This window comes from Oligosphaera ethanolica (assembly GCF_030814695.1).
In the GTDB taxonomy this organism is placed as follows: domain Bacteria; phylum Verrucomicrobiota; class Lentisphaeria; order Oligosphaerales; family Oligosphaeraceae; genus Oligosphaera; species Oligosphaera ethanolica.
The window spans coordinates 1,236,022-1,252,314 of record NZ_JAUSVL010000001.1 but is presented as its reverse complement, the minus strand read 5'-3'; the positions used below and the strand labels follow the sequence as shown (position 1 = coordinate 1,252,314).

Below are 16,293 nucleotides of genomic sequence, written 5' to 3'. Positions count from 1 at the left end.
TGTATGTGCTTTCCCGTGGCGGGGTGGGGGGTATCAGCCGAGGTGTTTTTTGGCGAAGGCGACGTATGCTTCCCAGTCGTAGCGGGTGACGGCGTGTTTGCCGGGGCGGAGGTGGTAGCCGATGTTGTCGCCGATGGGGGTGTTGAGTGGCGGCAGGACGTCCCGTCCCAGGCCATTTTTGCCGAAGAGGGCGTAGGCCGGCTCAGCGTTTTTGAGGGCGAGGAATTCGCCTTTGGGGTCGGCCCAGAGATCATCAGCGGCGCTGGAGATGTAGAGGGGGCGCGGGGCAGCGAGGGCGACGAGCATGTGCTGATCGAAGGGCATGGTCGCTTCTGCGTCCTGGTAGCGGTTGTAGTTCTGGCAGAACCAGTGCGGGAAGGCCGTGGTGATGCGCCAGATGGTTTCGCCGAAACGGCGTCTGGCCAGGGCACCGCCGCCGCAGCCGGCCTGCACGGAAACGATCATGGCGAAACGCGGGTCGTTGGCGCCGGCCCAGAGGGCGGTTTTGCCCAAGCGCGAATGGCCGATGACGGCGACGCGCTTGGCGTCAATGGCTGGGCAGAGTTTTTCAATGGCGTCGAGGCCGCGGCTGAGTCCCCAGGCCCAGGCGCCGATGGTGCCCCATTCGTCGTCGGCGCGGCCGGTCCAGCCGGGTGCCTGGAAGAGCGGGTGGACGCCATTGTGGAAGCCGTCGTCGACATCGGGATCAATGCTGCCGCAGTAGGCGGTGGCGAGGGCAAAACCCTGTTCGACGAGGTATTCGGCGGACCAGGTTTCGGTGGCCTTGCCGCGGCTGGCGGCGTTGGCTTTGTTGTCGCTGACGCCGTAATCGGCGTTGTTGCGGTACCAGCCGGCGGCGAGAATGATGTCGGGATCGGCGGCGACGGTGTGGTTGCCGTGGAAATTGAGGCCGAGGAAGGCCGGGACGGGCCCGCTGGCGTTTTTGGGGCTGTAAACGAGGAGGTCCATGGCGGGCTGTGGCGCATCGCTGAAGAAGACGCGGAGCTGCTGGCGGCGGGCCTTGCCGGCGAAGGCCTCGCCTTCTTCGACGACGGTGAAGCGGCAGGGCAGCTGTTTGGTGGGCATGCGGCCGAACTGTTGGCTGGCGATGACATCGAGGATTTCGGCCCGGCGCGCCGGCCATTGTTCCTTGTTTTCGACGACGGTGCCGTTGTTGCGGCGGAGGAGTTCGGGCAGGGTGTAGGCCGGGACCTTGGTTTCTTCGTAGTTCGGGGTGAAGGCTGCCGTCTTGCTTGCCGTAGCAGCGGGCATTTCGTACTTGTATTCGCGCATGGCTGGCTCGAACATATCGTAGTAGTTGGTGCGGGTGTTGGTGTCCTGGTCGTCAATGAGCCAGCGGCCGACGGCTTCGGGTTTGACGGGTATTTTCACGAGCGGGAAGCCGAGGAATGTTTCCAGGCGTTTGAGGGTTTCGTCCTGCTTGAGGACGAAGTCTTCCAGGCGCACTTCGATCCATTGGTCGGGTTTGGCGCAGGCTTTGACGAGGTCGTACTGGTAACGCCAGGAGATGGCGCGGCGTTCGCGTTCATCAACGGTGTCGGGATAGTCGATGCCGAAGTGGCGCATGTCGTCGGTGACATGATTGCCGATGATGCAGTCGCGGGGATTGCGGATCCAGAAGATGTACTTGGCTTCGGGAAAGAGCTTGTGGATCCAGGGGAAGCAGAGGGTAGTTTCGGGAATCTTCCAGCCCTTGTGTTCGGCGTTGCTGGCAAGAACGGACTTGAGGTAGCTCTTGATGAGGCGGACGAACTCGGGTGGGGGTTCGGCGGCGAAAGCCCGTTGCCAGTCCCAGCTGAGACCGCCGCGCCAGTCAACGTATTTGGCGAAGACCCTGCAGGCGTCGTACATATCCTGCGGCGGGACGAGGTCCCAGGAGCCATTGAGGGGCTCGCCCATGTACACGCCGCTGGCGGCCAGGGTGTTGGAGATGGCGCGGGTGCCGGAGTGGCCCCGGCCGATGATAGTAATGAGTGACATGCTGATGCTCGGGTGGTTGGTGCTGAAGTGGGTGGGTGAATTTAACGGCATTGCGCCAGCCACGTGGCGGGCGCGTTCTGGCCATCCGGCCAGTCGATGCAGGCATAATGGCCCTGGGGGCCAAAGGGACCGGGGTTGACGATGATGGCACCGGCGAAGGCATAGATGCCGGCAGCTTCGTGGATGTGGCCGCAGAGAACCAGCGGAGGCAGACGGCGCTGAACGAGGTCGGCGACGGCTTGGCTGCCGACGGCGCTGCCGTTGCCAATGCGGTCGGCGCCGGATTGGCGCGGCGGGGCGTGGGAGACGAGGATGTCCAGCGGGCCGGCGTTGGAGTGGCTTGCCGCCAGCCGCGCCGCCATGTCAGCATCGCCCCATTCGTAGGGGGTGTTGAAGGGGGTGGCGTTGGCGCCGCCGATGCCGAAGAGACGGCGGCCACCGAATTGCCGCTGTTGGAGATGCAGGGACATGTCCTGTTCGTCAAGCAGGGCGTTGGCGGCCTCGGGGTCGAGATTGCCCAGCACGGCCAGGCAGGGCTCAGGGCGTATGCGGACGCTGTGCAGAACCGCCGCGACGTCCTCTACTGAGCCGAATTGGGTGAAGTCCCCGCCGACAATGAGCAGGTCGGCTTCTGGCAGCGCCGTTACGGCGCTGCACTGGCCGTGAAGATCAGAGATAAAAAGGATGCGCATGACACCACCTCGACTGCCTGGTAAACAACAGAACGGCCAGTTTCTGGCGTTGAGCCGTTATTATTGGGCGACAGCTTGGCGGTGGGTGTTTCTGGCGGCGCATTCCTGGCAGACGCCCCGCAATTCGAGGTGGGCGGAACGGACGGTCGCAAATCCCGGCACGTCGGAGTAGTCCTTGGGGTGGGGATTGGTCATGTGATGGCAGTCCACGACCTTGTCGCATACCGTGCAGATGGCGTGCGGGTGCGGGGATGGATTGCCGTCAAAGCGCACTTTGCCGGCCAGGATTTCTACCTGGGAGATGATCCCCTTGTCGACGAAAACACCCAAGGTGCGGTAGACGGTGTCGAAAGACAACATGGGTTGGATGGCCTTGGCCTGTTTAAAGACCTCTTCTGCTCCGGGGTGTGAGGTCGTGCCGGCAAGAATCTTGTAGATCTCATAGCGCTGTTGCGTCGCGCGCAGACCTTTTTCCAGGCAGATCGATTGGAAGTCCTTGAGAGTAACCATGTTAAGCTTCTACCGGTATGGGGTTGTTAAAGATCAATACAGGAGAACATAAGATGCTGCATCGTAATAAAAAAATCAAGGCTGCGAGGGGTAATAAATCACGAAAAAAATAGCCAACGGGCGACAAGCTGGTATTGCAGTACACGGCGTTTGGTTACATATGGCATATAGTGTCAGAGCGAAAGGTTCTGTTCAGGCAGGAATAAGCTTGCGGTTGCTGCAACGATTCTGCTATGGCGGGATTGTGGCCATTTTTAGCTGCACTTTAGTGGCTGATCGATAATTACATATAACAGTTATAGCCAGGCCAGCTGAAAGCGTGCAACATACCAGCCAAGGTGTGCGCCGCAGACGCACCCCCTGGGACGCGTCTTCCAGGTCCATGCACAACCAGAAGGGGTGCAAGATAGCAAGCAAGAAAAGCGAGTTCCATTGCTTCTTTGGCCCCAGTCGGCGAAGCTGACTGGGGCCAAAGAAGCAATGGAACAGGAGCGTAGAGGGCATGTACCCCAAGGCGGCGCGCGCTTTCAGCGCTGCTTGCCCTGGGCTGGTATGTTTCGCGCTTTCAGCGCTGCTGCCGCTTCGCGGTAATAAAATGCCAAATCGGCCAAAATCGGTACAGTGTGCCACGCTCTGCATATCCCCGAGTTGCGTCGCTCGATGGAGTGCTAGGCGTTTCTATGGACACTATGGACGCTATGGACACTATGGACGCTATGGACACTATGGACGCTATGGACGCTATGGACACTATGGACACTATGGACACTATGGACGCTATGGACGACGCTATAGACGCTATGGACACTATGGACACTATGGACACTATGGACGCTATGGACACTATGGACGCCACCGATTATGATTACACGGGTTATCTATTCCCAGAGCAGTTCGTAGATGAACTGGGCGCCGTTTTGGCCTTTGACGGCGAGATCGAGTTCGATGCCTTCGGTGGTTTTGGTCACGGGCAGGGTAGCGACGCGTTCGCCGTCAGTGCGCAGGACCCATGCTTTTGGTGTGCCTGGGCGCGTGCTGCGGATGAGGACCTTGGCGCGGCCGTTGCGGACAAGGTGGGGGAGTTTTCCCCAGCTCAGGAGGGTCTGGCGCTCTTTTTCGGCAAAGCTGGCGTCGGTGTTCTGCAGATCGGTGAGGTGGGTGACGAGGATGTGGGGCGAAGTGGCCAGGGGGCTGTCGTCAAGGCTTGACGCCCAGACGGTGGCGTCGGTATCGAGGATGGTGATGCGGGCGGCTTCGGTGTTGATGGTCGCTCCGGCGGGTGCGTAGGCGCCGGCGGTGCGGGCGGTGTCAAGGATCATGGTGTCCTCGGCGGGGACGATGGTGAGCTGCTTGTTGGGGGATTGGCGCGGCGAGGGGCTAGCGTCGAGGTCGGTAAGGTTGCCCTCGGGGAGCCATTTATCCTCGCGCAGCCAATTGCTCAGGGCGGTTTTGCCGTCCTGGCCGAGAACATCGCCGGCGATATTTTTGTTCGCTTGAGGTGCTTTGCTGCTCAGTGCCATGCTGACATCGGCAGGCACGGGGGTATTGGCGGTGGCGATGAATGCTCCGACCTGCGCGTGTGCGTTGAGTGCTCGCCAGGCTGGGGCGAGGCCGCCTTCAGGGCGGTCGGGGTGTTCGCTGAGGTGGTCGGGGTGCATGGTGATGGCGATGGTTTTGGCGGCTGGGAGCATATCCTGGCGGAGATAGAGACAGAGAGTCGCGCGTTCGGCGGCCTGGTTGAGTGGGTCGCGAACCATGTCGAAGTAGTTGGTGATGGATGGTTTAAAGATGGCGCTGTTGCCATGGGCGTAGGCGAAGCGCCAGATGCCGGCCCAGTCCTGAATGGCGCCCAGGCAGCCGGTGAGGATGCCGCCGACGCCGCGGTAGCGCCCGGGGCCGGAGTAGTTGTATTCGGTGATGGTGAAGGGTTTGTCGAGCAGGCGGGTGAAGGAGTTGTGATCGCCGCCGATGGAACCGCGGGCGACAACGCTTTGATTCGGGCAGCGTGACGGCAGACTCCAGCGTTTTTCCAGGAAGGACGGGTGATCGATGTAGAAATGGTCATCCACGTAGTCGAAGTTATTGCGGGCCAGTTGCATCCACGCTGCGTTGCCGCCGAAGTTCATGTCGGTGAGGAGTGCTTGGCAGCCGAGTTCGTCGCGGAGGAAGGCCTTCATTTCGGCGAACATGGCGTTTTGGGTATCGAGGAAGAAGATATTGACATCGCGGACAGCGGCGTCGCTGGCGTCTTTGGGGAGCATTTCGGTCAAGGCTTCGGGCAGATCGAGTTCCCATGCCTGGTTGCGGGCGCTGCTGCTGCCGTATTTTTTGGTGAGCCAGGCGTTCCAGGCGTCGAGCCAAAGTGCTTTGACGCGGTCATCGCGGGCGCTGATGGCGTTGATGCCGAGTGTACCCTCGTTGATCATGGAGAGCCAGGCCATGGCGGGGTCTTCCGCGTAGGTCAGGCCGGTGTAGGGATTTTTGTGGAGGAGGAAGTTGCGGGAGAATTCTTTCCAGTTGGCCATGGCGGCGGAGCAGACGGGGACGAGATATTTGAATTCGCGCATGTCGAGTTCGCCGGTGGCGCCGGGCCAGATTTCGCCGGCGTAGACGCGTCGGGACACGTACATGTCGGTGGTGGAGTACATGCCGCGTTTTTTGAGTTCGGCGAAGAAGAAGTCGAGTTTGTCCATGGCGTCGGGATTGAGCTTGGTGGACTGGCCGTTGCTGCGGTCGATGATGCTGTTTTCGTGGTGGTGGAAGCGGACGGTGTTGTATCCCAGGCGCTGGAGGCGTTCGGCCAGTTCGGCTGCCTGTTCGTGGGGATTGACCTGGCCGTTGCCGCAGAAATTGATCCCGTAGAAGCGCTGGGCCTTGCCGGGGAGATTCGCGAATTCGAAGTGCTTGCCGACCGCTTTGACCCAGCCGTGTTTGCCGGCGGGGGCGTCGAAGTAGCTCATGGCGGAGAAATCGAGCGCGGAGTCGGGTTTGATGCCAAGGACGGTGTCGAGGGGAATCCAGTCTTCGCCGGCAGTAATGACAGTCAGTTCAGGGCGATTGAGGGTGAAGGGGGCTGGGAACTGCAGTTCGAGGTCGAAAGCGATGCTGTCGCCGGCTTTCCACGGGCTGTCGTTGCTGTCATTACCGACGCGGATGACGAAGCTGTCAGACCACTGGCGGTTGTCCTGGAGGAGGATATTGGTTGGCTGGCGGAAGGAGAAGACGACGGTGCCGCCGGTGGTTTCCACGGCAATGCGGGTGACGGGGCCGGATTCGATGCGGGTCTGGTCGAGTGCGGCGGGGAAGGCTTTGGCGGGCTGATTGTCGATCTGGTAGTTGTGGCCGAGGAGGACGCTGGCGGGGAAATTGAAGCCGACGTAGAAGCTGTTGAGAACGACGTCCTGCTGGGTTGCGAGCTGGTAGCTGAGCAGCTGGGTATTTTCGTTGATGGTTTCAAGAGTGAGATCGGAGGTAAAGGTGACGTTGTTGTGGGTGGTTTTGCCGTGCAGGGCGCTGTCCTCGAGGCGGGAGCTGTCAAAGCCGTTGATGCTGGTGCCGGTCCAGCCGGGGTAGAAGAGACCGGGGGTGAAGGAGATGATTTGCTGGTCGCGGTACTTAACGGTGCCGCCAGTTGAGCGGTTGAGAGCAAGAGTCCAGTCGGGCTGGGCGGCGATGGTTATGGAGGCAAAGATGGTGCTCAGTGTCGCGAGGGTGCGTGTGAACATGGGGGGATTCTCCTGAAGGGGTCGTGGTGGGTCGCGGCTTGCGGGGGAAACCAGCCTCATACTGTAATTGCGGGGCTGGGTTGCGGCAAGGTGGACCGGCCCTTATATTCAGAATGCTTTTTTCGTGACAAAAGCGGTGGGATAGGGATATGCGGGTAGCTGCGGCTATGTCTGGAGCGAACCGGCTGGCAATAAAGAACGCAAGAGGGCAGACGGTGAGTAAATTCAAATCGATCAAAGGCATGATCGCGGACGGGCAGCGCTTTTTCCGCGAAGAAGTGTGGACGCAGGAGACCGCCGACCAGCCGTTTGGCCGGCGGTTTTTGTTTTCGCTGTGCCGTATTGGCATGATTGTGGCGCGTGGTTTCCAAGGCGATCATTGCAGTCTGCAGGCATCGGCCTTGACCTACATCACCTTGGTGTCGCTGGTGCCCATGGTGGCCATCATGTTGTCCTTTTCCAAGGGACTGGGGATGCAGAAGCATCTGATGGACACCCTGGGGATTGAGAAGGTCGAGCTTGCACCCGTGCCGGACCTGCCGGCCGGCGAGTCCATCGGCGAAACGGCGTTGGCGCACCGCCCGCCCTGGGAATACCGGGTGGTGGAAGGTGGCGCGGCGAATGGTGCGAATGGCGCGGTGGAGGTAAAGATTTCCCAACGCTTGCCGGAGCCGATGCAGAAGGCGCTGATTACCGTGTTTACCTACGTTGAGAACACCAACTTCATGGCCCTCGGTTTGGTGGGGTCGCTGTTGTTGGTATCCAGTGTGATTTTTTCGATGGCGAAGCTAGAGGACAGTCTCAACGCCATCTGGGGGGTCAACGAGGGGCGGGACTTTTTGCACAAGATCAGCGAATATCTGGTAGTCTTGATTTTCGTCCCGATTGTGTTTCTGGTTGCCACGAGTGTCAACACGCTGTTGCTGTCCAATAAGTTTGTGTTTTATTTGCAGGAGAATCTTGGTGCGGTGGCGTGGTTGTTTGAGCGCCTGGTGCGGATTGTCGGGGCCTGTTTTGTGCTGCTTGGTTTTGCCTGTTTTTACATTTTCATGCCGAACACCAAGGTGAAGATCTTTCCGGCGTTGATGGCTGGGCTGTTTGCCGGCATTGCCTGGTTCGGGGTGCAGTGGGCGTATCTGGGGTTGCAGGTTGGATTGACCAAGTACAACACGATTTACGGCACCTTTGCGGCGGTGCCGTTTTTTCTGGCGTGGTTGTACGCAAATTGGAGCATCGTGCTGTTTGGTGCCGAGGTGAGCTTTGCCATCCAGAATCATCGGACCATCCACCTGGAGAAAGCGTCCGAACGGGCTAGCACCGGCGCTTGTATTTTCCTCGGTTTGGCGGTGACCTACGAGGTCTGCAAGCACTTTGCGACCGTCGGTGGTGGCTGGAATGCCAGCGAATTTGGCCGGGAGAAGTGTGTGCCGACGCGGATCCTGAGCTACGTGGTCAATGTCCTGTGCAAAGCCGGCGTGCTGGCGCGGGTCGAAGGTCCGAGTGACCGCGAATATCTGTATGTTCCTGGGCGCGATGCCGCCACGATCACATCGGCCGATGTGGATGAGGCGTTCCGCCAGGGCCAAGGCAGCGAGACCAAGCACTATCTGCAACTGCTGCCCGCCGAGTTGTCCAAGAAGATTCAGGCGGTGTACGGCGATTTCAGCCAGAATCTCGGCAATTTGAGTTTCGCCAAACTTATTGACAAAACGCAGGCGGCTTCCACTCGGAGCTGAGTGCATGGGTGACAAGACGGCCGGCGGTCGGCGACAGCCGCAAAGGCCAACCAGATACGACGGGGTGATCGTGAGCTTGCGAATACTTTACTTATTTCAGGTACTGGTGCTGGGCTGTGTTGTCGCTGCTGACCCCATGGTGCTTTTTGTCAGCGTGGTTCCGCAGCTGGAGGCCGTACAGCGCATTGGTGGCGACGCTGTGCGCGTGGAGGCACTGGTGCCGGCGGGGGCCAGTCCGGAATACTACCAGCCAGATGCTCGGCGTCTGGTGACGTTGTCGCGGTCGCGAGCGTTGCTGTGCATCGGGGCGCCGCTGGAAAAAGCCCTGCTGCCGAAGGTCCGCAAGAATTTTCCTGGGGTTGCGGTCATTGACCTGCGCCAGGGCATGACTCTGCGGCAGCTGACGGCTGCCGAGGCACCCGAGGAGGACCACGGACACGACCACGCGCACGAGCACGGTCACGCAGCCGGCGAGCCCGATCCCCATGTCTGGCTCAGTGTCAAGAACATGATCAGTCATGCGGAAAATGTGATGGCGGCCTTGTGTAGGTTGGACCCGGCGGGTGCCGATGGGTATCGGGCGCGAGGCCGTGCCTATAGTGACGAGTTGCGGCAGCTGGACGAGCGGTTGCAGCGGCAGCTGGCGCCCCTGCGGGGCACGGCGGTGATGGTGTTTCATCCCGCCTTTGGCTATTTTCTGGATGCGTATGGCCTGGAGCAGCTCACGGTTGAGCACGAGGGCAAAGAGCCAGGCGCCCGCCAGTTGGCGGCGCTGCTGCGACTGGCGCGGGCGAAGCGGGTGCGGGCAATATATGTCCAGCCGCAGTTCAATGAGCGCTCGGCGCGCAGCCTCGCCCAGTCGTTGGGCGTGCAGGTGCGGGAGTGGGACCCCCTGCCGGATCCCTATATTGCCGGTCTGGAACGCATGGCCGCCGTGCTCCGTGATGCCCAAAGCGACAGTAAATAACCGGACGCCGGGATGAATATGGATAAAACAGTACCGGTCATTGAAATTCACGACGTGTGTTTCGCTTACGACAGCGAAGAAGTGCTGCATAATATCAACCTGCGGGTGCAGGCGGGCGTTTTCGCGGTGGTGGTGGGCCCCAATGGGGGCGGTAAGACCACGTTGCTCCGGCTCATTTTGGGCTTGCTCACGCCGCGCTTCGGCAGCATTGCCGTCTTTGGTCGCAGTCCGGCGGCGGCGCGACGGTTGGTGGGTTACGTGCCACAGGCGCTGCATGTCGATGCGCAATTCCCGGCGACGGTCCTGGACGTGGTGCTTATGGGGCGGGTTGAGCGGCACCGTTTTGGGCCCTACCGGCGCGCCGACCGCGAGGCGGCGCAAGCAGCGCTGGCGCATGTCGGGCTGGATAGCTATGGCGGCCGGTCATTCTCGGCCTTATCGGGAGGCGAGCGGCAGCGGGTGCTGATTGCCCAGGCACTGGCTTCCGAGCCAGCGCTGCTGCTGTTGGACGAGCCCGGCGCGAATCTTGATCCTGAAAGTCGCCACCGCCTCTACAGCTTGCTGCGGGACCTCAATCACCGCCTGACGATTGTGCTGGTATCGCACAATCTGAAGATTGTCGAGGCCTATGCCAGCCACGTGATCTGTGTGAATCGAACGGCGGCCATGCATTGCCTGGACGAACTGCAGACCAGCGCGCTGGCGGATGGCGAATGGCTGCGGCTGGAACACGAAGCCTGTCCGGTTGACAGTGCGGGCGTTTCCTGCCTGACGCCCCATCTTGGCGAACACCGGGAATCCTAATGCGCAGGCAGTGACGGAGGACGATGGACGGATCTTTTTGGCAAGACTTGGCGGCGGCGGCGTTTCTCCGTCGTGCCGTGCTGGGCATGGCGTTGACGGCGGTGATCTGCGGCGTGATCGGCAGTTATGTGCTGGCGCAGCGCCGCAGCTACATGGTCGGCGCGGTGTCTCATTCGCTGCTGGGGGGGATTGGCCTGGCGCGTTATCTGCAGGTGGTGCATGGTCTGCTGTGGTTTACGCCGCTGTTGGGGGCGCTGCTGGCGGGCTGTCTGTCCGGGGCGGCGGTGGGTTTGCTGACCTTGCGGGGGCGCCTGCGTGAGGACAGCGTGCTGAGCGCGGTATGGTCACTCGGGGTCGCCGTGGGTGTGAGCGTGATTGCCATCACGCCGGGCTATGCGGAAGATCTCAGCAGCTATCTCTTCGGTAGCATCATGATGATTTCCACGAGTGATCTGTTGGTGATGACTGGCCTGGTGCTGGCCTTGCTCGTTCTCGCCTGGATATATCATCCGCGCTTTCTGGCTCTGTGCTTTCATGAGGAGAATTTGCGCCTGCGGGGTATTTCCTCGGAATGGGTGTCGCTGGTCTTGCAGGTCATGACGGCCATGACGGTAGCCCTGTTGTCGCAGGTCGTCGGCATTGTGCTGGTCTTGGCGTTACTGGTCTTGCCGGTGGCTACGGCGGCGTTGTTTGCGCGGCGCATTGGCGGGATCATGCTGCTGTCGGTGTTTTTGTGTTTCGCCTATTCCTTTGGTGGGCTTTATGTCAGTTATGGGCCGAATTTGCCGGTTGGCGCGACCATTGTTGAGCTGGCCGGCGCCGGCTACTTGCTGGCGGCGATATCGCGCTGGCTGTGGCGCCGTTGGCGGCGCTGATGCATGCGTGGACATCCTTGCCCTAAGCCTGCCGGGGGAGTAGATTAACAGTTTGCGTTTCGCGTTCCGGCGGCAGCATGCTTCGGCGGTTAGCCGGGTGTATGCCGCAGCACAGGTCGGAATGGCAGCAAGTGGTACAGGAAAAATGGAGAAAGCACGATGAAGGCAGTGATACGGATGGTTGTAGTTGCGTTGCTGTTGGTGGTCGGTCTGGCTCACGCTGACCGCATCAAGCTGCTCAACGGCAAGGAATACGAAGGCAAGGTTGTGGTCAAGGACGATCACGTGACGGTGGTCAATGATAGTGGCGTGTTTCAATTCAAAAAGCAGGAGATTAGTGAAATGAACGGTGAAAAACTCGCAGCGACCGGCAATCCGGTTATCCGCATAGCCACGGCAAAGGGCGATATGCTGGTGGAGTTGTATGAGGACGACGTGCCCAACACGGTGGCAAATATGATCACGCTGGCCGAAAGCGGTTTCTATAAGGGCATGTCCTTTCACCGGGTGATCAGCGGCTTCATGGCTCAGGGCGGCTGCCCCCATTCCAAGCGCGATGCGCAGGGGCGTCCCGGTACTGGCGGACCGGGATACAGCTTTGCTGACGAATTTTCGCCGAAGCTTCGCCATACTGGCCGGGGCATCCTGTCCATGGCCAATTCAGGCCCGAACAGCAATGGCAGCCAGTTCTTCATCTGCTTCACGGCGACGCCGCATCTAGACAATCGTCACGCGGTGTTCGGCAAAGTGATTGAAGGGCTTGAGGTCCTTGACCGTTTGGAAAAAATCGGCTCTGACTCGGGCACTCCGAAAGAGGACGTTCGATTCAATATTGAGGTCGTGAGCAAGCGTGGCCACGAGTATAGCGTTAAGAAGCTCCGCTGAGGCGGTAACGCTCATTGGCCAATATGTGCGCGGCATGGCCGGGAGCATGCCCGGTATGGACCCAGGATGTGAAGGGTGAACAGCGTCAGTATGAGACAGACGAAAGAAGACAGAGGCCGTAGCAGCCGGGCGACACGGCTGCTGGCATTGACGGCGTTGCTGACGCTGCTGGCGTCCTGCCTGAGTTTTGGGCTCAGGCAGCCTCCTGGCTTCGAGCGGATCAATAGCGCTCTCCAGCCAGTTTTTCCGGTGGAGACTCCCGCGTCGCATCGCTATGCCCTGATGACCTGGTATTTGTCGGCGACGGCGACACAAACGGCACCTGTGGAGCTGTCACGTACAGTTGAGCAGATTCGCGACCAGGCGGCGGCGGAACTTTTCCGGCTGTGGGCGGAGCGTCTGACCACGACCACGTCGCCCTTGGTTGTACTTGGCGAAGGCGCGGTACTGCGGCAGGAAAGCGCAATTTTGGCGGCCTATGGCTCGGTTGAGGATGGCCTGCGGCTGGTTGACACCGCGTTGGCGGGCATGCAGGTGCCCATACCCTGCGAGCTGACGGCGGCAGAAGTCGATCAAGATCGTTACTGGCGCAAATTGCCAGCAAAAGACCGGCAGGCGTTTCTGTCCTGGCTGCAGCGCAGCGCGTTGACGGTGCCGGACCCGGCCCATTTTCAACGCGGCGAAATGATATCCGCATTGACCATGGCGCGTGCACAACTGGAAGCACTTGGGCGGATTAAGGCCGCCATGGCCAGCGCCGAGCTGCTCAGCGCTGGTGGCAAGGGCATAGAAGCGCTGGATACCCTGCAGAAAGTCCGCGAGGAATTGCCCCTGGACACGAATCTCACCGTGATCGGCGATACCGAAACCATTGGGCGCCTGCAGGCACTATGGGATGAACTTCCCGACCGTTTCACCGCCGCTACCCTTGATGGTTTCGACGGGCGCATTGCGCAGCTGCAGAAAAGCTGGCAGCCAGGCAGTGCCACAGGCGGCGACACCGGTATTCAGGCGGCCTTGAACGCGCTGGAAAAAGAGATATCGGATTGTTTGCGGCGCTACCGCCAGGATCTGCGTTTCGCGCCGGCGTTGGGGAGGGCCGATGAGCGCGTCCGCCGGCTGGTGGCATCGGCGGCGGCTTTGCGTTCCGGGCTGTGGCGTAGCGCGTTTCAGGCTCTGGTGAGCCGTCACGAGTATTGGGATGCTGCCGAGCATTTCCGGCTCGGGCGGGAAACGCTGACGCAGGAGGCGAGCCGTGATCTTGAGCTGTATTTCAGCAACAACGCGTCCGGCGAGACGATCAAGACCATCGGTGATACCTTGCGTGATGAGCTTACGGCTGAGTACATGCAGATGCTGCCACTGGCCTATGATGAGCTGCTGACGGCTGCGGAACGGGCAGCGAACATCAACAACAAGCATGGTTTTAGCCTGGCCTTATGCATCATGCTGCAACAGATGAGTGCCATCGTGAACGGTCGGGACAAGTGGCCCGAGGCGTTGTTGGAGCAGGTGAAGCGCATGGAGGCACTGCTGGCAAAGTCCCGGCAGACGATAAACGACAGTTATGTGCAGCGGACCTTGCTAGTGAACGACATGTCATCGGCGACGCCGGGGGTGGGGCTGACCTACGCCCGGGATATCGAAACCGAGATGCGGGCGATCCTGGAGTCCTTCGGCATGGCGCAGCAGGTGCGGGTGGTGGAACCCGGCATGACGACGTCGCCCTGGGGCTACACGGTCTATGGCGGCGTGGTGGCCAATTTCGACGGCAAGGAGAGTGCCGAGCGACAGACCATGCGCACGGTCCGCTACGCTGGCGAGGTCAAAAGGCAAGCCAATCCCGACTACCAGCCCGACGCGCAGGAGCCGCAGACGCCGCGACAGAAGTCGCCAACCATTTACATCCAGGACATCTACGAGCAGGTAATCCGCATCCGCGAGGTCGAACGGCTGGCGCAGGTGCGAGTTTTTTTCAATCTGCGCGGGCCGGGAGTGACGACGCTGGTGGAGGTCAATGAGTTCTACACGAAGAAGTTTATGCAGGAGGAATCCCATCCCTTCAACGACGTCCGCGTCAGCGAAGTCCGGCGCGTGTACGACGTGAGCGAGTTGCAGTCGCAGGGCACGGAGCCGACCCTGCGCTATGACCGCGTGTGGACGCCCGGCGAGATGCTTGACTGGGCGCGGCGGGACAGTCTGCGGGTGCTGGCGCTGCATCTGTTGCAGCACCTCAACCGCTATCCGCTGTTTCTGGCCGAGACCTCCGCGCGCTATAGCAAGGACGGCGATGCAGCGGAAGCTCTGGAGCAGCTCAGCCGTTGCTATGTGCTTTGCCAGGGGCTGGATGTGGACACCGAATTGATCGTGCAGCTCAAGCAGGAACAGGCGCCGGCTGCGGCTGCCTACGAGGGCTGCTTGGCAAAGTTGCGCCAGCAGCGCGATGAGATCAGGGAGCTGAAGCGAACCGTACCGCTGCAGCTGCTCAAGCAGACCAACGAGTTGCTCCGCCAACGCCGGCAGGCTGCCAATTAAGACTGACTCCAAAGTGGCTGCACCTTGCTCCGGCTGCATGTCATCTGACGCCCTGTGGCGAGTTTTCCGGCGCGTCATCCTGTAACAGTGGTAGGCTGAATCGTAACCTCATGGGTGGTCACGTCCGGTAACGATGTCCTCCTGCTCATAATAGTATGAGTAGTCGATGCCCCTCATAAATGTTGGTAATGTGCGAAATCTTGTGATAGAAAGAGAGACTTGACACAGTAGTTCCGAACCCTTTGTCTGCGCCGTGGGCTCTATCCCTGGGCTGGTATGCGTCGCGCGCCCGTCTCCCGGCCGTGGTGCGGGCGTCCCGCCCGCACCGTCGCCTGGGATCATGACCTTACCCGACCTCCAAACAGCCACACGCAAACGTGCCCGCCGCAGCAATCAATGAGTTCCATTGCCTCTTTGGCCCCAGTCAGCTGCGCCGACCGGGGCCAAAGAGGCCGAGGAACACGGCCATATTGGGCGCGCCACCCAGGGCGGCGCGCGCCTTCGGCGCCGCTTGCCCTGGGCTGGTATGCGTCGCGCTTTCAGCGCTTCTGCCGCTATGCGGCAATATAATGCCAGATCGGCCAAGTGCAGCCAGGTAATAATAAGGGACGCCAGTCAGTCCCCGGCGTCCAAGCTGTCCACAACCGGTCCCCGGTGTCCAAGGCGTCCTTCCCCATGGTCCAGAAAGTCCCCACGGTCCAATCCATGGGACCATGCCTCATGTGTCTGTGAGTCCTCGCCCCAGTGCGCGCAGTCGCCAAGTCGTCCCATGGTCCCAGTCGTCCTCTGAGACCGGCCATTATCAATCACTCCTATGAAACACGCTGCCGCAAAGGTCGGCGGAAATCAAGGTCGGATGGCTGGGCGGCGGCGGGCCGTGGGTTTCCTGCAAATTGTCCCAGCGAAGCGCCGGGGTGTACACTGACCGGTTACTGGTGGATTAATGACTTGGCGTGTGGGCGCTGGTCACTTGGTCAGCGTTCAGAATGAGGTGCCGACGCGGCCGAGGAATTTGCCGGTGCGGGTATCGATGCGGATGCAGTCGTCCTGTTCCATGTACTCTGGGACCTGGATGGACAGGCCGGTTTCCGTCTTGGCGGTTTTGCCGCGGGCGGTGGCGCTTTGGCCTTTGATGGCCGGATCGCATTCAGCGAGGCGCTGTTCGACGGCATCAGGGAGGCGTATACCCACCAGGCGTTCTTCGAGGATCATCCCCGAAACGCCTTCGAGATTTTCCACCAGGTAGTATTTGTCATCGCCGACAATTTCCTCGGCGAGGGGCATCTGCTCGTAGTTGTTGAGGTCCATGAAGACGTAGTCGCGGCCCTCTTTGTAGAGGAACTGGACTTCGCACTGGCGGAAGTCTGGTTCGCCGTAGTTATCTTCGCCTTTGCCGGTGAGGTCGGTTTTGCTTTGGGTGATGAGATTACGGCAGCGGACCTTGTAGATGGTCGCGGCGCCACGGGCGGACGGGGTGTGTTTTTCGACGTTTTCAATGACGTGCGGGGCGCCGTTGATGCTGATGACGCCGCCGGATTTGAACTGTTTGACGAGCATAGGCGT

The 16,293-nt window shown here is 60.5% G+C and carries 11 protein-coding genes; 6 read left to right on the top strand and 5 right to left on the bottom strand.

From position 1 onward, the window contains the following. Positions 1-33: 33 nt before the first annotated feature. The 4 genes from J3R75_RS04325 to J3R75_RS04310 form a co-directional block, all read right to left on the bottom strand. Positions 34-2,052 (bottom strand): glucuronyl esterase domain-containing protein, encoded by a 2,019-nt coding sequence (locus tag J3R75_RS04325; protein ID WP_307260122.1) that lies wholly within the window; start codon positions 2,050-2,052, stop codon positions 34-36. After that, positions 2,043-2,693 (bottom strand): metallophosphoesterase family protein, encoded by a 651-nt coding sequence (locus tag J3R75_RS04320; protein WP_307260121.1) that lies wholly within the window; start codon positions 2,691-2,693, stop codon positions 2,043-2,045. Before J3R75_RS04320 ends, J3R75_RS04325 begins: the two co-directional genes overlap by 10 nt. A gap of 60 nt (positions 2,694-2,753) precedes the next feature. After that, on the bottom strand, positions 2,754-3,203 hold the full coding sequence (locus J3R75_RS04315) for a Fur family transcriptional regulator (protein WP_307260120.1): 450 nt from the start codon (positions 3,201-3,203) through the stop codon (positions 2,754-2,756). An 878-nt stretch (positions 3,204-4,081) separates the two neighbouring features. After that, positions 4,082-6,928 carry a hypothetical protein gene (locus tag J3R75_RS04310; RefSeq protein WP_307260119.1) on the bottom strand — a complete coding sequence of 949 codons (2,847 nt, stop codon included), beginning with the start codon at positions 6,926-6,928 and terminating at the stop codon, positions 4,082-4,084. Between the two features lie 215 nt (positions 6,929-7,143). Here J3R75_RS04310 and J3R75_RS04305 point away from each other — a divergent pair, with 215 nt between their 5' ends. The 6 genes from J3R75_RS04305 to J3R75_RS04280 all read left to right on the top strand — a co-directional run bounded on the left by J3R75_RS04305 (position 7,144) and on the right by J3R75_RS04280 (position 14,730). Further along, positions 7,144-8,664, top strand: a complete 1,521-nt coding sequence (locus J3R75_RS04305; RefSeq protein ID WP_307260118.1) for a YihY/virulence factor BrkB family protein — start codon at positions 7,144-7,146, stop codon at positions 8,662-8,664. 70 nt (positions 8,665-8,734) lie between these two features. Then, positions 8,735-9,631 (top strand): metal ABC transporter solute-binding protein, Zn/Mn family, encoded by an 897-nt coding sequence (locus J3R75_RS04300; protein ID WP_307260117.1) that lies wholly within the window; start codon positions 8,735-8,737, stop codon positions 9,629-9,631. A gap of 18 nt (positions 9,632-9,649) precedes the next feature. Continuing rightward, entirely contained in the window at positions 9,650-10,435 is a 786-nt protein-coding gene (locus J3R75_RS04295; protein WP_307260116.1) for a metal ABC transporter ATP-binding protein, read from the top strand. A gap of 23 nt (positions 10,436-10,458) precedes the next feature. After that, positions 10,459-11,310 (top strand): metal ABC transporter permease, encoded by an 852-nt coding sequence (locus tag J3R75_RS04290; RefSeq protein ID WP_307260115.1) that lies wholly within the window; start codon positions 10,459-10,461, stop codon positions 11,308-11,310. A gap of 159 nt (positions 11,311-11,469) precedes the next feature. Continuing rightward, positions 11,470-12,195 carry a peptidylprolyl isomerase gene (locus J3R75_RS04285; protein ID WP_307260114.1) on the top strand — a complete coding sequence of 242 codons (726 nt, stop codon included), beginning with the start codon at positions 11,470-11,472 and terminating at the stop codon, positions 12,193-12,195. 90 nt (positions 12,196-12,285) lie between these two features. Further along, entirely contained in the window at positions 12,286-14,730 is a 2,445-nt protein-coding gene (locus tag J3R75_RS04280) for a hypothetical protein (RefSeq protein WP_307260113.1), read from the top strand. A 981-nt stretch (positions 14,731-15,711) separates the two neighbouring features. On the opposite strand, the gene J3R75_RS04275 is transcribed toward J3R75_RS04280, so the two are convergent. Beyond that, positions 15,712-16,287: an elongation factor P gene (locus J3R75_RS04275; RefSeq protein WP_307260112.1), complete on the bottom strand. Its 576-nt coding sequence runs from the start codon at positions 16,285-16,287 to the stop codon at positions 15,712-15,714. Positions 16,288-16,293: the final 6 nt, after the last annotated feature.